The following is a 20564-nucleotide window of genomic DNA, read 5'->3' as shown; positions in this document are numbered from 1 at the left end:
CAGCCCCGAGGGCCCGTAAACGAACGACGAAGAAGCCGAGCTAGCCGCCCAGCTTACTGCGCCCGCTAGCCTCGCGGACCGCAGCCACCGCAGCGGCGATCCGCGGCGACAGGAACTCGCCGTCAACCTCCTGCAGGATTGGGCCCCCGGTCAGGTGGACCGTCAACGCATCCTGGTCCACGGCTGCGCGCCGTACTTACGCGGCTGCCGGCGACCGGAATGACCGGCGAACCGGGTCCTCGAATAGCCCAGCGCGTCGGCTTGCCATGCTACGCGTTTCACTCCGCCCCTCATGAAGGATCGGTCTCGGTCGGCACGCGCCGACCGAGACCGATCGTTGCTGTCGCCGGCCTCCAGCGACCTTGCTCTTGCTCTTGCCGAAGGGGCTGACGGCCTAGGTGGTGCGAAGCGGAGCCAGCGCGTTGCTCCAGGCCACCAACTGGTCAAGGGTCGTCTGGAGGGCGGACAGGTGTCCGTCGCTGGGCTTGAAAACCGAAAAGTTCTCGAAGTCCGTCATGAGGCTGAACGCGACCTGATTGCGGACGTCAGCGATCTGGAGTTCACCCAGGATGAGCCGCAGGTGCTCGGCCGCACGGGTGCCTCCGAGCGAACCGTAGGACACGATGGCCGCGGCCTTGTTGTTCCACTCCCCGTAGAGGTAATCGATCGCGTTCTTCAGCGAGCCCGAGGTCGAGTGGTTGTATTCCGGCGTTACGAACACGAATCCGTCGAACTCAGCGATCTTCGCCGCCCACCTCTTGGTGTGTTCGTTGGCGTACTGGCCGAAGGACGGCGGCATGATCTCGTCGAGGTGCGGGAGGTTGAAGTCAAGCAGGTCGACGAGTTCGAAGTTGGCGTCGCTGCGCAGCGAGGCCTGTTCGTAGACCCATTTCGCGACCGCTTCGCCGTTGCGGCCGGGCCGGGTGCTGCCGATGATGATGCCGATCTTGGTCATGATGTTCTCCTTGTTGAATGGCTTCGCCCGAGCCAGTGACGGGATCCTCCGATGGAGGTCCGATTTGGGCGGTAGTTGCAATTTGGGTCTGGTGCAGTTGCCCGGCGACATCGGACCGGCGCCGGTGAGTTCGAGAAGGTCCAGGGCTGAGCTCCTACCAGCGGGGTGCTGACGGCTCGAGGTCGGTGGTCTCCTCGCTGAGGTGTCCGTGACGGCGGACCGACCACTCGCAGCTGCGTAGCGCCTCTACATCGCGTGCAGTTTTCGGCGTTCCGGTGGGTGTGCTCAGCGCGGTACGGGCGCTGCTTCGGCATCGATCGGGTTGGACTGCGGCCTGATCAACGAGCTCTCCGGTCAGGCCGCCCTGCCGTAAGCGCTTGCTACCTTCGATGCCTAGCGCAACACTGTCCCGAAGCTGGGTGCCACACCAGCAGATGGCAGTACCCTGCTGGGACATCTGGTGGAGCGGCCCAACTCTGTCGCTTACTGCCGCGGCGTGGGTCTCCATGAATATTGACGACAGGACACTCGAGTTCGGTGTGTCTCGTGTGATGGCGTCATCGCCGTTCCTTCAAAGGTAGGGGTAGAGCGGCACGCACATCACTGTTAGTTGGCGCGACGGAAAGTGGCCCGTGTCGAGATCGTCGCCAGCCCCTTGATCATCCCCATCCGGTTCCAGGACATCCTGAAGCGGCGCCGGTCGATCGTCGCCTCGACCTCCACGACGATCGCGTCGACCCGCGACTCGATGACCGTCGCAACCAGTTCCACGGGCTTGCGCACGCCCTTCACGGTGATGTGGGCCTGCAATTGGAGGCTGGAACCGACGGCCGCGGCCGAATCAACTTCGACGATGATGTCGGGAAACTGCTTCACATCGAAAAAATCCGCCGAACGCAGGTGCTGGTCACGCTTCTTGTGCTTGCTGTCGATCGACGCAGCCGCGATCTTCAGCGTGCCGGTCACTACACCGCCCGGATCGATCCGGCCTTCACCGCTGGCCTGGGTGAAGGCGCACTCCACTGTGACCATCCCCCACATGGTCTTTTGAGTCAGGCTCACGGTCGTGGCCCTACTGTCCAGCAGCCACCGACCTACGGTGGCGTCATCGGCCAGCAGCCGCTGAGCGACGATCTGGGTCATGGCATCTTCTTTCGGTGTCGGAGCTCTCGGCCGTCCGAGAACCCATCGCATAGTGCGAGCTGGCTGGCGTGGGCCATCGCTGGCCACTTCGTCAGTGAAAACAGGGAATGATGGGGCGACGTGAGACCACCGGCAACGGATGGCCTCACGTCAAGTACTTACGAGCTGGGCTGTGCTGCGTGCTTCTGGACGTTGGCAGTCAGCGCACCCTGCGCGGCGAACGGGCCCACGTGATCGAAGATCAGCTTCCCGAAGCTGGCCGCTGTCGCCTCGTTGGCCCAGGTCCGCTGATACTCAGAAGCGATGCTGAGCCATGTGGTCGGGATGACGCCCGCTTGGATCATCCGCTGGATAGCGAGCTGGTGAGTCTCCGGCGTCTCGCCCGCCGAGGCGTCGAGGACAGCGAAGACCTCATAACCAAGGCTGACGGCGGTGAGGGCAGTCTGTAGCAGGCAACCCTCGGTCATCAGGCCGGCCATGACGAGTCGCCGCCGACCGGTGGCCTCGACTGCCGCGGCGAACTGCGGCTCGTCGAAGCAATCGAACGCCCCGGACCGCACGACAGTCTTGGTGTCGCCGAGCGCCTGCTGCAGCGCCGGGTAGAGAGGACCGGTAGGCGCCTCATCGGGACCGTTGGTAACCACGAGCGGTACGCTGTAGACCTTAGCGAGCTCGGCCAGGGCCACGACGTTGTTGATGTTCTCGCCCACGGTGTGCGAACGATAGAGGTTGGCAAAGCCGACAGCGTGATCAACCAGCACGATCGCGCTGTCTTCTCCGGACACATGCTGACGAGCCATTGTGGTTCTCCTTCATTGAGTTCCAACCGCGACTGCGGTCGGTGGGTTGTGGGCGTTCCGTTGAGGCGGCAACCCCTCCTGTGCCGCGACTGTTCGGGTCACCTCGAGCGCCCGGGCGGCACGGAAAGGATGCGAGCCGGCACGCGCCAGACGGCCGGTGAGCCGTCGCGGAAAGGCTGAGATCTGCGTGGCGCCCTCGGTCCTTCGTGAGCCTCAAGACTGCTAATGACCGGTTGGTCATTAAAGAGCGTACGCGGTCGAGCATACTAATGTCCAGCTGGTCATTAGCGATGCGAGGGGCTAGTCTCGATTCATGACCGCACCGCAGGCGACGCCATGCAAACGCGTCCGCAACCCTCAGCTCCATCGGGAGGCAATCCTCGATGCAGCCCTCCGGACGTTCGCCGAGCGGGGCTTCGAATACGCCACGGTGCGCGAGATCGCCGAGCGCGCCGGCGTTGCCCACAGCTCGGTCCTACGCCACTTCGGCAGCAAGGAGCAGCTGTTCCGGATGGCGGTGCCGGGTCCATGGGACGTCGCCGAAGTTGCTCCGGGCGAGCCATGCATGTTGCCAGAACGAATCGCCGCTGCCTACGTCGGCCGGATGGAAACACTGGCCGGCAACGATCCCTATCTGGCTCTACTCCGTAGCGCCGCGACCGACGACTGCGCCGCGACCCAGATCTATCTGGCCATGCAGGACAAGAGCCTGGAGATCTACCGCAGCGTCAGCGGCGGCGACGCCATTCACAACCAACTGCCCTTCCTGGCCTCACTACTGATCGGGGTGACCTTCAGCCGCTATGTCGTCCGAGCGGGGCTACTCGCGGAGATGACCGCGGACCAGTTCGCCGAGCATCTTGGCGGATCGATTCGCGGCGTCCTCTTCGGCACTCAGGCGGTCCAGCCGTGAGCGACTACGGGCATGAGTTGAGTTTCGGTAGCTTCGTCAGCCCGACTGCAGCCCAACCACGAACAGTGTTGGAGCTCGCCCAGTTGACCGAGCAACTGGACCTCGACCTGTTCACGGTTCAGGATCATCCATACCAGGCAGGCTTTCTCGACGCCTGGACGCTGCTGTCCGTCGTCGCAGCGCAGACCACTCGGCTGCGGGTCATGCCCAACGTCGTCAATCTGCCGCTGCGGTCGCCCGCGGTACTGGCCAAGAGCGCGGCATCTCTCGATCTGCTGACCAATGGACGAGTCGAGTTGGGTCTGGGCGCTGGCGGCGGATTCTGGGATGCCATCGCCGCGATGGGCGGCCCGCGTCGCACTCCAGGTGAGGCAGTCGAGGCGCTCGACGAGGCGATCCGGATCATGCGCGGGATGTGGAACCCGAACCTCGACGCGGTTCGGGTGGACGGGCGACATTACCGCGTCCACGGGACACACCCTGGTCCGGCGCCTGCCCACGACATCAGCATCGTCATCGGTGCCATCAAGCCAAGGATGCTACGGCTGACCGGGCGGCTGGCCGACGGCTGGCTGCCCAGCAGTCCGATCGTCGTCCCGGCGCAACTGCGCGAGTCCAACGAGTTGATCGATGAGGCCGCAGTGGACGCCGGGCGTAAGCCGTCCGACATCCGCCGGATGTACAACCTGGTCGGAAGATTCTCGAGCGATGGCAGCGGATTTCTAGCTGGACCACCAACCGTGTGGGCCCAGCAGATTGCCGAACTGGCGATCAACCACGGGATGAGCGCTTTCATCGCTGCCGGCGACGACCCAGAATTCCTCACCCGCTTCGCCCGCGAGGTCGTGCCCGCCGTCCGCGAGATCGTGGAAGAGGAGCGCAAGGCGCCGCCGCCGACCGGCGGAGGCGCTCGAGCATCGGTTACTCATTCCTCTGCAGACAAGGCCGCCCCGTCCTCCCGACCGGGCAGATTCCTCCCGGTGCCGACACCGGATGACGGGCAACGCGTCAGCAACCGAAGAGTCTGGGACGAGTCCACCCGCCCCAGTGGGCCCGTGCGCGATCCGGCCCGCAGTTACACCCCAAAAGAGAACGCGACCGGACAGCACCTCATCGACATGCACAACGATCTCCGCAATGAGCTCACCGAACTGCAGGCGCTGGTCAACCAGATCGCCCAGGGCAAGCTCGGTCCGAGCCAGGCCCGTTCGCAGATCAACGCCATGACGATGCGCCAGAACAACTGGACGCTTGGCACCTACTGCGAGAGCTACTGCCGCGTTCTGACGATGCACCACACCATCGAAGACGCCTCAATGTTCCCTGACCTTGAGCGAGGCGATCCCCGGCTTCGCCCAGTGATCGACCGCCTCAAGGAAGAGCACCTAGTCGTTCACGATTTGCTCGAAGAACTCGACCGCGCCCTCGTCGCCTTAGTCAGCGAGCCGGATGGACTAGAACAAGTACGAGCCGCCCTTGACGTCCTCAGTGACGCGTTGCTGTCACACCTGGCTTACGAGGAACGAGAGCTCATCGAACCCCTAGCTCGCCTGACCTAAGCAGTGTGTGCAGCTCAAGCAGCTCGACGCTCGGAAAGCAATCAATCGCGGCACCACAGACGTCGCCACGGGAACAGCTGAGCACCGGCCACTGACGCAACCACCTGCAAAGTCACGTGGCCGGACCGCGTACGCATTGCCAACTCACGACGTAGTCAACGATCACCCCAGCTTGCTTGCGGTGATCATCGCGGGCCGTCACATGGACCGCAGTGCAACTAGATCGGTGAAGGAGCGGTAGTGGAGCACGAGTTTGTCGAACGGCCGGGCGGACGCATGGCCTGTCAGCGCAGCGGACAGGGGAAGACGACATCCCCACGGCTGACGCTGGCGGTGCTGGCGACCGGCGTGGCCGCATTCTCGATGCTGCAGTCGCTGGTCACCCCGGCGCTGCCCGTCATGCAGCGTGATCTGCACACCATCCCGAGCACGGTCACCTGGGTCTTCACCGCCCTGCTGCTCTCGGGCTCGGTCGCGACCCCGCTACTCGGCAGGATCGGCGACATGGTCGGCAAGGAACGCACCCTGCTGATCAGCCTGGTCGCACTCGCCGCCGGTTGCCTGCTTGCCGCCCTCGCGCCGAACATCGGCGTACTGATCGCCGCTCGGGTCCTGCAGGGGCTCGGCGGCGCGGTGTTCCCACTCTCGTTCGGCATCATCCGCGACGAGTTCCCCACCGAGCGGGTGCCGTCCGTCGTCGGCATCGTCTCGGCCGTCATCGCCGCCAGCGGCGGGCTCGGGATCGTGCTGGCCGGCCCGATCGTCGACGCGCTGGGCTGGCGCTGGCTGTTCTGGATCCCGCTGATCATCGTGACGATCGCCGCCGTGATCGTCCGCCGCTACGTTCCTGTGTCGCCCAACCGCGTCCCGGGCCGGATCGACTGGCTGGCCGCCGCGCTGCTGTCCGGCTGGCTGATCGCGTTGCTGCTGCCGCTGAGCATGGGACGCTCCTGGGGATGGGCTTCGGTCCCGACGATCGCCCTGTTCGCCGCGGCCGTCGTACTGATGGCTGCCTGGATGACCGTCGAGCTCCGGTCGCGCAACCCGCTGATCGACATGCGCATGATGCGCATCCCTGCGGTCTGGACCACGAACCTGGTCGCCCTGCTCTTCGGTGCCGCGATGTTCGCGGTCTATGCGTTCGTCCCGCAGTTCATGCAGATCCCCACCGTCGCCGGCTTCGGGTTCGGGTTCAGCGTGACGCAGGCGGGTCTGCTGATGGTCCCGATGCTGGTCACGATGGCCGTCGCCGGCTCGCTGAGCGGCCCGATCGCGCCGCGATTCAGCGTCAAGGCGCAGGTCATCTGGGGGTCGTTCCTCAGCCTCGTCGCGTCGCTGCTCTTCGCCGAATTCCACAACGCTCCCTGGCAGGTCGGCCTCGCCACAGCGATCTTCGGCCTCGGCCTCGGCCTGGCCTACGCGTCCATGACAAGCCTCATCGTCCAGAACGTCCCCCGCGAACAAACCGGCGCCGCCACCGGCATGAACACCAACATCCGCACCATCGGCGGCTCGATCGGCACGGCGGTCGCCAGCTCAATCATCACCGGCCACCTCCAGCCCTCCGGCCTCCCAGCCGAAGCCGGCTTCACCGACACCTTCATCCTCCTGTCCGCCTTCTCCGCCGTCGCCGTCCTGCTGGCACTGGCCATCCCCACCGCCCGTCGCATCCGGCTCGCAGCCCCGGATCCCCTGCTGGAAACTGGTCAGGTAGACGAATGACCCTGTGACTCACGGGCGCGACCCCTGCGTCACGCTGTACGACGACGGCCGGGCCACGGCGTACGCCTCGGTCTGGCGGGTGGACTGGTCGCTGCAGGGCAGCGGGCACGCGCTGGTGCTCGGACGCCCGACCGAACCCGCATCATCGGCCCGGACACGCCGCGCGTACTCGCCTCCCGAGCGTCTGATACACAACAGATCACCCACCGAAGTGAGCGGGACCCTGGAGGAAGTAGAGAGGCCGCCGAATCCGCTGCCCCGACCGGTGGGCGCCTGTATGCCCCAGATACGCGACGCACGCCGAAGGCTGCGCCGACAAGTGCTTGGACAAGGCTCAGCGCTGTGCCAGCAGGACTGTATGTCGGCTCCGCTTCTCCGCCAGCGTGTCCGCTACGCGCTGGGAGCGAGGGAAGCCACAAGGGCGAGCGCGACGACCGGTGCCTGCACGCCCCCGCGGCGCCTGATGAAGTCGACGAGTCCGACTGAACCCGACTGAACGCCGAGCAGGAGGTCGAGCTCGCCAAGCCCGGCAGGGCGGACACCTGGCCGGCAGGTCGTGCAGCGGGTGGTCGCGCGGCCGTTGCGGCAGACCAGGAAAAGTTGAGGATTCCGGCGGTACCAGTCAAACAACGGGAGCGGCACCACCGGTTCAGCTGCGGCGCAGAGGGCGAGCCACGCTACAGGGCCTTCGCGTAACAGAGCGTCTGAGGTTGGTCGACGTACTTGCCCCACGGGGCGGTGCGCACCGTATCCACTTGCTTCGTACAGCGCGATTGCCTCGGGCTGACGGTCGCCGGTCGACAGGCGGAGAACCGGGTGTCCGGCCGTGCGCGCCAAGTCCTCCAGGCCCGCAAGTAGCGCGCGAGCGAATCCGCGGCCGCGTGCTTTCGGAAGCACGTACATCCGTTTGGATTCACCGTCGCCGGGATGTGGGCCGACTGCTTCGAACGCCTGGACGGCACCGCAGCCGACCGCGCTGCCGTCGTCGAGCACCACGAGGAAACGAGCGCCGTCCTTGACCTGCGAGCGACCTTCGGCGCCATTGCGCGCGACGAGTTCAGTGAACGCCGATTCCAGCAGCGTGGCCAAATCGGCATCGTCAATCGCCCGCTCATCGATGCTCCGGTCGGCCGGAGCATCGATGTTGTCAGACGTGCGTACGACGTCTTCGGACAGTTCCGCCAAGTCGTTGACGTCGCCCTCGTTCACCTTCTCGATCCCATTGAGCCCACTCTGCCAATCACCCGCCAGCCTGGACGAGGAGCCTACTCCCAGCGGGCGACTCCCGATTCCAAAACCCTGTGTGTCAGTTCAGTAGCACCATCCCTCGCCGGTCGACGGATCTGCTGCACGAGTTGGTGACATCTGAGAGTGCTTGCCAAGGGCCGGCCTGACGCCTCTGAAGGCCACGACCGAGCCCATGGCGGTCCCCGAACCGGTGCCGTTGTCGGCCTTCGACCCCGTCCTGGGGCAAGGGCATCGACTGGCGGCACAGGTTCGCCGCGGCGACGTGATCCAGGCGGCGCTGGAGGTACTGAGCGTGGGGCAAGAGGGCGCCCTCAACTTCGAGGACTTCGACACCTCAGCGGTGCTGCAACTGCTCGACGCGATCGCCGCGGCCGCCGCCGACGGAGCGACTCGCTGCCGACCTACTGGACAAGTTCGTGAGCTCCGGCCACCCAATTGGAGCGGCGCTCTGTGTCGAACTCCGGAGCCGGCGCCCTGAGCCCGAAATCCTGCCGATTCTGAATGATCAATCCCCGCTTCGGGGGAACGTACGGGGCGTGGGAGGCAGCCATCACTGGCGACGGCGCGCACCGAGGATCGGGAAACCGGACGCAAGTGACTCGCCGCCCTCCGGACTTCAGCAGTGCCTCGTCGTCCCGCAACGCTGTGCGTCAGCCGCGCTCACGCTGGCGGGACCGTAGTCTCGTGGTCGAGGACACCGTCTTCCCCGTCCCCTGATGTCAACCGTCGATGCGAAGCGCCTCGGCGGCGACGAAGCAGTTCTCCCGTAGGAAGACGTCCGCGCCACCGAGCCGTGCCTCCCAGTCCTTGGCCACCATGAGGTCAAAGCATTTCTGGTCAATCGCCTCCCACCAGGCCCGGACCTGAGCCCACCGGTTCTGCGGATCGACGCCACGGGTGGCCTCGCCGAAGTCCACCGAGGCGTTGGCTTCCGCGGCTGCCTCGAACAGGTCTTGCAGGTAGGCGTGGTTCTCGGCGACGTCGGCCCGGTCGGCGGGCCTGTCGAAATGCCCGCCGACGACCGCGGACACGGGGTACCGGAGGATCGCGGCCATTGCGTCGCGCAGCCCGACCGGATCCGTGGCGATCGCGAGGTTCTTGAGCGGAGCCCACCTGGGAAACACGACATCGACGGTCATCAGTACCTGGTGCACCGGCGACCAGATGAAAAGGTTGCCCGGCTGGTGAGCGCGCCCTTCGTCAGTCAATGTCAGGACGAGGTCGTCGACCCGGAGAGCGTACGGTCGAGACCCGGGCACGACGCGGCTCGGCATCGGCACCCGGCCCTTACGTCGCAGATAGGGAATCGAATCCTCGTGGGCGATGTACTGCACGTCAGAGCCGTACATACCCATGGCGTCGATGTGGTCGTTGTGGGAGTGGCTGTAGATCGCGTGTGTCACCGGCTTGTCGGTGACCGACCGGATCGCATCCAGCGTCTTTGTCCCCAGCTGCGCCGGGGCGTCCACCACGACCACTCCGCGTGCAGTGACGAAGAACACTGTGGTGTAGAGGCCGTCCGTGATGTGGTAAGCGCCTGGTCGTGATCCGACTGGTTCGACTAGGTAGCCACTAGGGGGAATGAGTCGCGGTTTCGCTCGTTCGGGTACCGCCAGGAACGTCTGGCTGGTGTCGTGAACATGCTCCTCGGTGGCGAAGGCGGAGCCCTTCACCAAGGCCGCGGATGCCAGCCCTACGCCGCCGACCATCGCCATGCGTCGGCTGAACCGGCGCGAGTTCGGCGCGTCGGCCGGGATCTCGCTGCGTACCATCATTGTCCTCCTGTCTTCGCTGGGAACTCCTTGCTGGGCCCCAGTCACCTGCCCATCAGTTTGAGTGGTGGCCGAGACCTGCACATTGGGCAATCGCCCTATTTCGCCGCCCGCCCGAACGGAAGCGCTAAGACATTCCCGGCTGGGGTGCCAGGTGCCGGCGTTCACCCCGGAATACCCGAACACCGGAAGGTGCAGATGGTGCCCGTTTCGGCCATGTCTGATCGAAACGCCTACTGTCCAAGGCGGCCGATCCAGCGATCGCGGCGATCGGGCTGGCCGGAGCGCGTCGGTCAGAACCCGGTCGGAACTGGACCGGCATCCCGCCGGCTGTCGTCATCAACGAGGTTGAGCCGGTACGCCGCGGCCGCGGCCTCCCCTCGTGTGGCGACGCCCAGCTTCCCCAAGATGTTGGACACGTGGGCGCTGGCGGTCTTCGCCGAGATGAACAGCTCCGTGGCGATGTCACGGTTGCCGCACCCGGCGGCGACCAACCGCAGCACCTCCAGCTCGCGACGGGTGAGGCCGAGTCCACCGAGTGGCTGCGCGGTCGGCTCACTCGGAGCGAGCGTGATTCGGGCCCGACGCGCCAACTGTTCGATCTCGGCGCGCAACCGGACCGCACCGATGTCGGCGGCCAGACCGGCGGCTCGGCGCAGCCGGGCCGCCGCAATGGCCCGATCGCGGTCGCCGGCCAGGGCACACTCCGCGGCACGGAACAGCGCCTGCGCGGTTGGGAACGGCTGGCTCACTCGTTCCCAGGCGTCCACGGCCGCGTCCCAGGCCGCCCGGTCGTGCCCCAGCTCCGCGTGGCCGTGCTCGGCGGCGAACGTCAGCGCCTGAGCGGCTTGTACCGGTCCGACTACCCGGAGCGTGGCCGACCTCGCCTCCAGATCAGCCAGCAGCGACAATCCTTTGGCATCGCCCGCGGCTCGTGCCGCTTCCGCCACCCGCGCGCCGAGCACGAGCAGCGGCCAGCCGAAATGTGGGGCCTCGGCCAGCTCGGAGCCGGCCAGCAGGCGCCGCACCAGCGCGGAGGCGCTCGCCACATGCCCTTGGGCCAGTTCCACCTCGATCTCGAGGTGGGCCGCCACCAGCAGATCCTGCGCGAGGCAGGTGCCCTCCGCCAGCACGCCCCGGGCGTCGTCTATCGCCCGTTGCGCGAGCGCCGCGTCACCGCGCTCCAATGCCAGCAGACCCCGCAAGCACACCATGTGCATCCGGAACCGAGTGGGCGGTGAAAGCTCCAGCCCGTCCGCGATGGCGTCGGTCGCCTCGTTCCAGCGACCCAACGAGATCAAGGCGGTGACCAGGCTGATCGCATTGTCCGCACCAGGCGTGTGCCCGAGGAAAGACTCCTTCGCCGCATCGATGCCCCGGCGGGCGGCCTGGGCTGCACGTTCGCTCTGCCCATGGCTCTCCAGCAGTATGGACTCCCAGCTGAACGACCGGATGCGCAGAAAGGGCGCTTCTGGTCCCTTTGCGAGTGCCCGGGCCCCGGCCAGCCGAGCCTGGGCGGCCGCGAGATCTCCTCGGCCCGCCTCTACGGCCGCCAGCGCCAGTAGGGCCTCGGCCGCGGCCGAGTCGGTCCCCGTCCGCGCCGCGATGTCGATGGCCTCCGTCGCGGCAGCATTGGCCTCGTCGAACTGGGGGATCTCGATCAACCGCACCGCTAGGGCGGCCAGCGCAGTGGCGCGGACCGGGTGATCCGCCGGCGCGAGCCGGACGGCCTCTCCAAGGTCGGAGACATCGTCCACGGTGCCGAGGTGTCGGCGCATCCTGGCGCGTCGGATCAACAACAGCGCCGCGCGCACCCGATCACTGTCCTGATCGAGTTCGGCCAGAGCCTTGGTGGCGAACCCCTCGGCGCGGGCAGGGTCACCGGCCCACGCCGCGGCTTCCACCGCCTCCGCCAGCACCGCCGCGCGGTCCGCGCCGATCAAGTCCGGTGCCGTACGGACCCGTCGCCACAGCTGCAATACCCGGTCGAGCATCGCGCCCTGCTCGGCGTAAGCGAGCGCTTTCCTGGCCTCGGCCGCCGCTGTCCACGCCGCGGTGAGCGCCTTCGCGTGGTTCTGGGCGGCGTACCAGTGCTGCGCCAGCTCGACGGCGGTCCCATGCTCCCCGGCGAGCGCCTGGTCCGCCTCCAGCGCCTCGGCGTACCGCACGTGCAGCCGGATGCGTTCCCCGGGCAGTAGGCTGCGGTAGGTCGCCTCACCGATAAGCGCGTGGCGGAAAACGTAGCTGTCCCCGTCGACTACCAGAACGTTGGCGGTCACCGCGGGACGCAGCGCCGCCGACAGCGCCGCTTCGTCCAGGCCGGTGACCGCCGCGAGCAACGGGTGCTGCATGCGGCCAGCAGCCGCCGCGCTGACGGCCTGCACCACCCGTTGAGTGGACTCCGGCAGCCGCACGATCCGGGTGAGCAACAGGTCGGCCAGCAGTTCCGGCAGGCCAGCTCCGACCTCGACCCCTGACTCCAGCAGCGCCTCCACGTACAGCGGGATGCCCTGGCTCCGCCGGTAGACCGTGTCCACCAAGTCGCTTCCCGGCTCGTGCCCGAGGATGGCCTGCATCTGCGCGGTCACCGCATCCCTGGCCAGTGGAGGCAGTTCCAGCCGCTGCACCCATGGGATTCGGGTCAACTCCGCGATCTGGCTCCGGAGCGGATGCGTGCGGGGCAACTCCTCGCCGCGGTAGCTGACGAGCACGAGGAACGCCGCACCGGCGCGCTGGTTGCGAACCAGGAAGTCGAGCAGTTCGCGGCTGGACCGGTCGGCCCAGTGCGCGTCCTCGATGACCAGCACCAACGTGCGCTCCGCAGCCAGGTTGGCCAGCAGCGTCAACACCGACTGGAACAACCTCGCGCGCGCGTCGACCGAATCGAAATCGCCCTCGGGTCGGCCGAGGTCGGGAAGCAACCGGGCGAGCCACCTGGCAGAGTCGCCGAGCAGCGCGGTGACCCCATCCATACCGATCTGGCCTATCAGGCCTCGCAACGCCGCGGTGAACGGCGCGAACGGCAGCCCCTCGGCGCCCAGCTCCACGCAGTTTCCCACGATCACCCGGGCGTCCACTGCGAACCGGTCGAGAAACTCGGCGATCAGCCGTGACTTGCCGACTCCGGCGTCGCCGCCGATCAGCACGCAGGCTGATGAACCGGCGATCGTCCGACTCAGCGCGGCCTCCAGGTCTACCAGCTCCTTTGCACGTCCCGCGAAGGCTGCGCTCACGGCGTCCACGATCATGTACTTCAGGATGCCACGCCGGTATCACCGGCGTGGCATGCCGACTGTGGGCAGCGAACCTGTCCGGGCGTTCGTCGACGCTTGCCCAGCGGCTCGATCTCCCGTACCGGACCGCGAGAGCGAGGAAGCCCGATCTGGTGGTCGGCGAGCTTTGTGACTTCGTCGGCCCGATCCTGGCTGCTGCATTTGAGGTGCTGACGGCGGTGGTGGCCATCGCGCCACCTTTCGGATCTGAGTTCGATGTCCTCACCGAGCATTGGGGGTCCGCGGTGCTGAGGTCATTGACTTCAGTCGGTTACGGGTCTTGTGCCGGGCACGAAATGGAGCAGCGGCACCAGCGTGCCCGTCGAGGCCGTCCTGGACGGCGAGTCGGGGAGACCGCGCTCATGAAGTTGATGCCCACGAGACTGAGGCCGGCCATCCGACAACGCCATCGGACGGCCGGCGACTTCGGGGTACGTGCGGAACACGATGGCGCAGCCGTGGCTACAGGACCTGCTGAAACGCTTCTGCCGCCTGACGTGCCGTGGGTGTCCCGAGGTCGAGATCTGCGCCGGCCTCCTTGAGACGCGCGACGATCTCCCGCTCGCCCTTGAACAGAGCGCCGGCGATCGGCGCTTGGTTCCTGCTGTTGAGGCGATTGGGGTCAGCGCCCCGGCAGAGCAGCATCTCCACGGTCTCGACGTGGCCGTGGTACGAAGCGAGCATGAGAAGCGAGTTGCCGAGCTCGTCCTGTTCGTCGACGGCAACACCGTGATCCAGGAACTCGGCGAGTTCACCGGTGGATCCGGCTCGCGCCAGATCCATCACGATGATGCGCAGATTCCGTTGCTGCTCGTCACTCAGTCTCATTGCTGGGACCCTCGGGAAGTGCGCCAAGCGCCTCACAGGCCTTCCGCACCCCTTCACCGTAGGCAGGGTCCGCCTTGGTGCAGTGCTCGATGTGCTTCTCGACCGTCTGCCGACGCGCACCCTTGATCGCCCGCGCGGTGTTTTCGAACAACCGCTGCTGCTCGTCCCCGGTCATCAGGCGGAAGAGGTCCCCGGGCTGGGTGAAGTAGTCGTCGTCGTCCGCGCGGAAGTCGAAGCGGTCGGCGACCGACCCGATCGCCTGGGCGGGGTCGGCGTAGGCCGGCTGCTCGGCCCAGCGTCCGAAGTTGTTTGGTTCGACGCCCGCGACTCCGCCCTGGTTGCCGTCGACGCGCATGGCGCCGTCGCGGTGGTAGGTGTTGACCAGCTTGGCCCCGCGCGGGTAGTTGACCGGGATCTGGTGGTGGTTCACGCCGACGCGGTACCGGGCGGCGTCGCCGTACGAGAACAGGCGGCCCTGCAACATCCGGTCGGGGCTGAAGGAGATCCCGGGGACGACGTTGGAGGGTGTGAAGGCGGCCTGTTCGACGTCAGCGAAGTAGTTGTCGGGGTTACGGTTCAGCTCGAACTCACCGACCTCGAGGAGCGGGTAGTCCTTCTGGCTCCACACCTTGGTCAGGTCGAAGGGGTGGAAGCGATAGGTTGCGGCGTCGGTCTCAGGCATGATCTGGACGAAGAGCGTCCACTTCGGGAAGTCGCCGCGCTCGATCGCCTCGTACAGGTCGCGGCCGTGGGACTCCCGGTCGGCGGCGATGACGGCGGCCGCTTCCTCGTCGGTCAGGTTCTCGATGCCCTGCTGAGTGCGGAAGTGGAACTTCGCCCAGTGGCGCCCGCCGAAAGCGTCGATGAAGCTGTAAGTGTGCGAACCGAAGCCATGCATGTGCCGGTAGGACTTCGGGATTCCGCGATCGCTCATGGTGATCGTGACTTGGTGCAGGGATTCAGGGAGGTTCGTCCAGTAACCCCAGTTGTTCTCCGGGTCCCGCAGGTTGGTGCGCGGGTCCCGCTTGACCGCCCGGTTGAGGTCGGGGAACTTCAAGGGGTCGCGGTGGAAGAAGACCGGGGTGTTGTTGCCGACGACGTCCCAGTTGCCCTCCTCGGTGTAGAACCGCACGGCGAAGCCGCGGATGTCCCGCTCCGCGTCGGCCGCGCCACGCTCACCGGCGACGGTGGAGAAGCGCGCGAACATCTCGCACTCGTTGCCGACCCTGCCGAAGATGGCGGCCTTGGTGTAGCGGCTGATGTCGTGCGTGACCCGGAACGTTCCGTACGCGCCGGAGCCCTTGGCGTGCATGCGCCGCTCGGGGATGACCTCGCGGGCGAAGTGGGCCAGCTTTTCGATCAGCCACACGTCCTGCAGGAGCAGCGGTCCGCGCGGTCCGGCGCTCATGCTGTTTTGGTTGTCGGTGACTGGGGCGCCGGCCGCTGTGGTCAGCGGCTTGGTGTTGTCTTCAAATGCCATTGGTTCTCTCCACGTTCGCGTGGTCCTCTTGGATGGTGGTGTCCGGTTCCTCGCCGGCGTGGCCTGAGCAGTCGCGGCAAGTGCCCCAGTAGACGACTTCGACTTCACTGGTGTGGAAGTCGCGAGACTCCGCCGCGTGCAGCTGTTCTTCGGTCATCGTGTCTTCGATGTCGGAGATCGCACCGCAGCGCCGGCAGACCGTGTGGTGGTGCTCGTCGCTGTCTCGCAGCTCGAACAAGGCAGCTGACCCGACCAGATCGATCCTGCGGACCAAACCGGCCTCAGTGAGCGCTGTCAACACGTCGTACACGGCTTGTCTCGAAATCGCGCCGAGGTCTTCGTTCACGGCGTCGAACAGGAATCCCGCGTCGCAATGCGGGTGACGCTCGAGGATTTGCAGTACGGCCGCCCGCTGTTTGGTGACCCGCAGAGAGACAGCGCGAAGCCGCTCAGCGTGCGGGTCTCTTCCGTCGGTCATCTGACGTACCGCCCCCTCCCGCTGCCTTGAACTTGAACAAATCCAGTTTGAGGGATAGGACCTGAACGCACCCCACAAATCCGGACCGCTCTCCCACGAATCAAGACAGGCCTGGAGTTCAGCACCCTCGCGCCGTGGATCGCCGGCGGAAGCTGTCCGGCGGTGGCGGGTGTGGTCCGTGGTCCGGTCGGCATCGGTCCGTCGCCGCATACCCCGCAGGCCCGGACCGTCACCGCGCCTTGGGGTTGGCAGTGCGAGCAGAACCGTCGCACGACGACGTGGGCGGGCTTGCTCCTGGGCGAGCCCTCGGTCTCGAGTTAGCGCGCCGTGGTCGACGGTCAGACCCGTACTGCGCCGTGCGACGCCGGCGCCGTTGCTGGTAGTTGTCGGGTCGCCGCTCCGAAGGACCGACACCGTTGCATCCAACACGACATTCATGCGTAGTGGCTGAGGCCACAGCCCACATCAACAGCAACTACTGTCACATCAAGCTCAGACGATCGCATCGGGATCCGACCGGTACCGGCCTGGATTGCGGCGTCGGCGCTGACCTCATGGCTAGCTGTGCTGTCCCGCCCCGCGCGGACTTGGCCGCGAGCACGGTGATGTCACGAGCAGGCAAGAAAACATCGTTTGAGCAGAAGAAATATCATCCGGCGGCATTGCATGCTTGCAAACACTCACCGCGCCGGGGTGGGACGAGCAAGTGGAGGACGACCTATGTGGACGCTGTCGGGATTCGCCGACGAGATCGACGACGACCTCGAGACGCAATGCCTGCTGCTCGGACAGCTTGGTCTGCGGTATCTGGAGTTCCGCAGCGCATGGGGCATCAACGTTCTGGATCTCGCCGACCGTGAACTGCACGAGGCCGAGGCGATCCTCGCTGCCCACGATCTCCAGGTCTCCTCGATCGGCTCGCCCATCGGCAAGATCTCGATCACGGAGCCGTTCGAGCCGCACTTGGAACGGATGCGGCGTGCGCTCGATGTCGCGGAGCTGTTGCGGGCGCCGTACCTTCGGCTGTTCTCGTTCTTCCTTCCCGCCGGTGACGATCCGGCCAGGCATCGCGACGAGGTGCTGCGGCGGATGGCTGCCCTCACCGCCGAGGTCGGCGACCGTCCGGTGACGCTACTCCACGAGAACGAGAAGCTGATCTACGGCGACGTGCCGAGCCGGTGCCTCGAGATCGTCGAAGCCGTCGACTCGGACTCACTGCGGCTCACCTGGGACGCGGCGAACTTCGTCCAGTGCGGCGTCCGCCCGCACAGCGCCGGATACCAACTCCTCAGGCCGTACCTGGAGTACATCCAGGTCAAGGACGCTGTGCTGGGAACTGGCGAGGTGGTGCCGGCCGGTGAGGGCGACGGCGAGGTCGCTGAGACCCTGCGGGCGTTGCATGCCGACGGATTCGACGGGATCTTCTCGCTGGAACCCCACCTGCAGCAGGCCGGAGCGCTGGGTGGGTTCTCCGGGGCCGACCAGTTCGCTCGTGCCCATACGGCCTTCGTCGGCCTCCTTCACCACGAGGGGATCGAGTACGCGTGAGTGAGGCCGAAAGCCCGCTGCGGTTCGCGGTCGTGGGCTGCGGTGTCATCGGCCGGCACCATGCGGCCGTGATCACCGGCCGGCCCGACGCCGAGCTCGCCGCGGTGGTCGACCCGGTGCCGAGCGCGGCCGACGAACTCGCCGCGCAGTACGGCGTCACCGCGTACAACGACCTCGGGGACGTGCTGGCCAGGGACGACATCGACGGTGTCGCCCTGTGTACGCCAAGCGGAGATCACGCCGAGCAGGCCGTTCTCGCACTGCGCGCGGGCAAACACGTCGTCATCGAGAAGCCCCTCGACGTGGACCTCGTCGCCGCGGCCCGGCTGGCCGAGGTGGCGAACAGGTCGACGGCGTCGGCGACCGTGATCAGCCAGCACAGGTTCGATCCCGCGACCGAGGTCGTTCGCGCCGCGGTCGAGTCTGGAAAGCTTGGTCGACTCACGTCAGCCGTGGCCAGCGTCGCGTGGTGGCGAAGCCAGTCGTACTACGACTCGGGTGCCTGGCGGGGCACGAAGGCGCACGACGGGGGCGGGGCGCTGATCAACCAGAGCATCCACACGATCGATCTGCTGATCTGGCTGCTCGGGGATCCGGTGGAGGTGACCGCCTACTCGGCTTGCCTGGCCCACGACGGTCTTGACGTCGAGGACACCGCGGTGGCGGTGATCCGCTTCGACAGCGGCGCCTTAGCGGTGGTCCACGGGACGACGGCCGCCTATCCCGGAACCAGCGCACGCCTGCAGGTGCACGGGACCCACGGTTCGGCGATCATCGACGACGACCGTCTCGTCTACTTCCACGCTGGTGGATCCGGCGCCGAGGCTCCGGCGTACGGCGGTGGGGACACCAATCAGGCCGCACTCGTGCTGCCGGCGCAGGACACCGGACCGAGCGCCGGCGCCGAACCCTCGGCGCTGTCGAATGCCCACAGCCTCCAGTACGCCGATTTCCTGACAGCGATCCGCACCGGCACCGAGCCTCTGGTCACGATCGCCGAAGCCACCAAGACCCTCGCCGTGATTCTGGCGATCTACGATTCGGCCGCGAGGCACGTGCCGGTGCCGATCCCGTCAGCGGCGTCGACCGGAGGCTGAGGTTCCCGCCGGGCCGTCGGTGCCGAGCGGCCGCACCCCGGAGACGGTCGAGACCATCCGGTAGCGACGAGGCGTCGCCTTGAAGCGGTCGTTGAACAAGCGGTAGAAGTGGCTCAGTGACGGGAAGCCGCACTCCGCGGCCACAACGGCGATAGGCCGGTCCGTCATTCTCAGCAGCGCCGCTGCCCGGGTCAAACGGAGCTGGTTGATCAGGTCCGTCGCGGTCTGTCCGGTCGCTGCCTGGATGACTCGGTTGACGTGCTCGCGGCTGCGTCCGGCGAGTTCGGCCAGCCCCGTCACTCCTTCGGCGAGTGCGTCCGAATCGTCGACGAGCCGGGCGATTGCCTCAGTCAACCAAGTCGGCAGCGCGTCGCCGGCGGGACGGCCGACCAGGTCGCACAGCAGCTCGAGCAGGAAGCGTTCGAGCTGCAAGCGGCCGGCGGGCCCGGCCACCAAGGTCGACGTCAGTTCGGTCAGCCGTTGCAGGCGCACGCTGTCGAAGCGGTGCGTGACCGGCAAACCGCCGGCCGACCAGGCCCAGTCTCCGGAGGCGAAGTACCGCGCCTCGATCGCTGTCAGCGTCTCGCTGGGAAAAGAGACGCTCACTTGCGCAAACGCCTGGCCGGGGACAGGCCGGAACAGATGGACGTCGGCAGGCCGGATGAATACCACGTCACCGGCCTCGAGCAGTCGGCGTGAGCCATTCACCACGTGCAGGAGTGCGCCGTACTCGATCCAGGTCAGTTCGGCGAAGTTGTCGTGGGTGTGCAGTCTGCCGACGAATCTGACGGCCTCCGTCCTCCGGCCGACGTAGCAGGTCTCACCTGCCGCGACGTAGTCCTCCAACCGCAGCACCGTGACATCCATATCACCGGAGAGCAATTTTTCGTCCTTCCTGAGGAAGAAGCATCACATTCCAGCATATAGCGTCGATAGCAGCACAACCCCGGAAGGAGCTACCGATGCAAGCTACGAGCGGGGCCCTCACCCGGCAGTACGCGGCAGACGGTTACGTGGTCGTTCGGGACGCGATCGACCCGGACCTGGTGGGTGCGGCGAACACGCACATCGACTGGTTGCTGGACCGGCACCCCGAACTGGCCCCGGAGCAACTGGGTCATCGGCTCTGCCGTGATGATCCCTTCTGGATCGAACTCGTCTCCGACCAGCGCCTGCTCGACCTCGCCGAACTGTTCGTCGGTCCGGACATCGCCTTGTTCGCGACGCACTACCTGTGCAAACCGCCGCGCTGCGGCAAAGGCGTCGAGTGGCACCAGGACGGAGCGTTCTGGCCGCTGGAACCGATGAACGTCGTCACGCTGTGGCTGGCACTCACCGGCTCCGACCTCGAGAACGGGTGTCTTCGCGTCCTGCCAGGATCGCACCGATCGGAGCTGGCCCAGATGAGGCCGACGGACCGCGACAGCGTGCTCCGCCGACGGATCGACACCGACGTCGACGAGGATCGCGTGGAAGACCTCGTGATGGGGCCGGGCGATGTCGAGGTGCACCATCCGAACATGGTGCACAGTTCGACGCCGAACCGCTCGGACCGGTGGCGGCGCGCTCTGACCATCCGCTACATCCCGACCAGTACGCGCATCACCAGGCCTGACGAGGCCTCGCCGTTCCTCCTCCGCGGCGAAGCGGTGACAGGCCTCAATGCGTATCTGGAGCCGCCGCCCTTTCGTGCGGATGATCACTTTCGGTCGCCGGCCGGCAAGGTGGGCCCGGCGTGCTGACATCGAG

17 protein-coding genes are annotated in these 20564 nt (G+C 66.6%); 7 read left to right on the top strand and 10 right to left on the bottom strand.

The features are described from left to right. Positions 1-394 precede the first annotated feature (394 nt). The 3 genes from BWI15_RS01385 to BWI15_RS01375 form a co-directional block, all read right to left on the bottom strand. The gene (locus BWI15_RS01385; RefSeq protein ID WP_077012398.1) at positions 395-955 is read right to left on the bottom strand and encodes an NADPH-dependent FMN reductase; all 561 of its coding nucleotides are present in this window, start codon (positions 953-955) and stop codon (positions 395-397) included. Positions 956-1561: 606 nt separating this feature from the next. Continuing rightward, complete coding sequence (locus BWI15_RS01380; RefSeq protein ID WP_077012397.1) at positions 1562-2098, bottom strand: YceI family protein; 537 nt, start codon at positions 2096-2098, stop codon at positions 1562-1564. 158 nt (positions 2099-2256) lie between these two features. Continuing rightward, on the bottom strand, positions 2257-2898 hold the full coding sequence (locus tag BWI15_RS01375) for an isochorismatase family protein (RefSeq protein WP_077012396.1): 642 nt from the start codon (positions 2896-2898) through the stop codon (positions 2257-2259). 313 nt (positions 2899-3211) lie between these two features. Here BWI15_RS01375 and BWI15_RS01370 point away from each other — a divergent pair, with 313 nt between their 5' ends. From BWI15_RS01370 to BWI15_RS01360, 3 genes are all read left to right on the top strand, one after another. Continuing rightward, positions 3212-3811, top strand: coding sequence for a TetR/AcrR family transcriptional regulator (locus tag BWI15_RS01370; RefSeq protein ID WP_077012395.1), 600 nt, complete (start codon positions 3212-3214; stop codon positions 3809-3811). After that, positions 3808-5370, top strand: a complete 1563-nt coding sequence (locus BWI15_RS01365; protein WP_077012394.1) for an LLM class flavin-dependent oxidoreductase — start codon at positions 3808-3810, stop codon at positions 5368-5370. Before BWI15_RS01370 ends, BWI15_RS01365 begins: the two co-directional genes overlap by 4 nt. Positions 5371-5610: 240 nt before the next feature. Continuing rightward, on the top strand, positions 5611-7092 hold the full coding sequence (locus BWI15_RS01360) for an MFS transporter (RefSeq protein WP_202817540.1): 1482 nt from the start codon (positions 5611-5613) through the stop codon (positions 7090-7092). Positions 7093-7482: 390 nt separating this feature from the next. On the opposite strand, the gene BWI15_RS38250 is transcribed toward BWI15_RS01360, so the two are convergent. Then, positions 7483-8301, bottom strand: a complete 819-nt coding sequence (locus tag BWI15_RS38250) for a GNAT family N-acetyltransferase (RefSeq protein ID WP_237771075.1) — start codon at positions 8299-8301, stop codon at positions 7483-7485. 211 nt (positions 8302-8512) lie between these two features. Between BWI15_RS38250 and BWI15_RS38630 the strand changes: the two genes are divergently transcribed. Further along, entirely contained in the window at positions 8513-8818 is a 306-nt protein-coding gene (locus BWI15_RS38630; protein WP_143465363.1) for a hypothetical protein, read from the top strand. Positions 8819-9059: 241 nt separating this feature from the next. Here the strand turns inward: BWI15_RS38630 and BWI15_RS01350 are convergent, their stop codons facing one another. The 5 genes from BWI15_RS01350 to BWI15_RS01330 all read right to left on the bottom strand — a co-directional run bounded on the left by BWI15_RS01350 (position 9060) and on the right by BWI15_RS01330 (position 16170). Next, entirely contained in the window at positions 9060-10115 is a 1056-nt protein-coding gene (locus tag BWI15_RS01350; RefSeq protein WP_077012393.1) for an MBL fold metallo-hydrolase, read from the bottom strand. 290 nt (positions 10116-10405) lie between these two features. Further along, a complete protein-coding gene (locus BWI15_RS01345; RefSeq protein ID WP_083750501.1) occupies positions 10406-13360 on the bottom strand; it encodes a helix-turn-helix transcriptional regulator in 2955 nt (984 codons plus the stop codon). A 486-nt stretch (positions 13361-13846) separates the two neighbouring features. Continuing rightward, positions 13847-14212 carry an ankyrin repeat domain-containing protein gene (locus BWI15_RS01340; RefSeq protein WP_077012391.1) on the bottom strand — a complete coding sequence of 122 codons (366 nt, stop codon included), beginning with the start codon at positions 14210-14212 and terminating at the stop codon, positions 13847-13849. After that, positions 14199-15692, bottom strand: coding sequence for a catalase (locus BWI15_RS01335; protein WP_077012390.1), 1494 nt, complete (start codon positions 15690-15692; stop codon positions 14199-14201). The genes BWI15_RS01340 and BWI15_RS01335 overlap by 14 nt, the downstream gene beginning before the upstream one ends. After that, positions 15682-16170: a Fur family transcriptional regulator gene (locus tag BWI15_RS01330; protein WP_077012389.1), complete on the bottom strand. Its 489-nt coding sequence runs from the start codon at positions 16168-16170 to the stop codon at positions 15682-15684. Before BWI15_RS01330 ends, BWI15_RS01335 begins: the two co-directional genes overlap by 11 nt. Before the next feature lie 720 nt (positions 16171-16890). Between BWI15_RS01330 and BWI15_RS01325 the strand changes: the two genes are divergently transcribed. Beyond that, a complete protein-coding gene (locus tag BWI15_RS01325; protein WP_077012388.1) occupies positions 16891-17718 on the top strand; it encodes a sugar phosphate isomerase/epimerase family protein in 828 nt (275 codons plus the stop codon). Next, positions 17715-18815, top strand: coding sequence for a Gfo/Idh/MocA family protein (locus BWI15_RS01320; protein ID WP_077012387.1), 1101 nt, complete (start codon positions 17715-17717; stop codon positions 18813-18815). The genes BWI15_RS01325 and BWI15_RS01320 overlap by 4 nt, the downstream gene beginning before the upstream one ends. Here the strand turns inward: BWI15_RS01320 and BWI15_RS01315 are convergent. After that, entirely contained in the window at positions 18792-19661 is an 870-nt protein-coding gene (locus BWI15_RS01315) for a helix-turn-helix transcriptional regulator (RefSeq protein ID WP_168197246.1), read from the bottom strand. The two genes, BWI15_RS01320 and BWI15_RS01315, sit on opposite strands and share 24 nt — an antisense overlap. Before the next feature lie 116 nt (positions 19662-19777). On the opposite strand from BWI15_RS01315, the gene BWI15_RS01310 reads away from it, so the two are divergent. Continuing rightward, positions 19778-20557: a phytanoyl-CoA dioxygenase family protein gene (locus BWI15_RS01310; RefSeq protein WP_077012385.1), complete on the top strand. Its 780-nt coding sequence runs from the start codon at positions 19778-19780 to the stop codon at positions 20555-20557. The last annotated feature ends 7 nt before the right edge of the window (positions 20558-20564 follow it).

The organism is Kribbella sp. ALI-6-A (genome assembly GCF_001984195.1).
Taxonomy (GTDB): domain Bacteria; phylum Actinomycetota; class Actinomycetes; order Propionibacteriales; family Kribbellaceae; genus Kribbella.
Note: the sequence above shows the minus strand (reverse complement) of the source record. Positions and strands in the feature narration are given on the sequence as shown.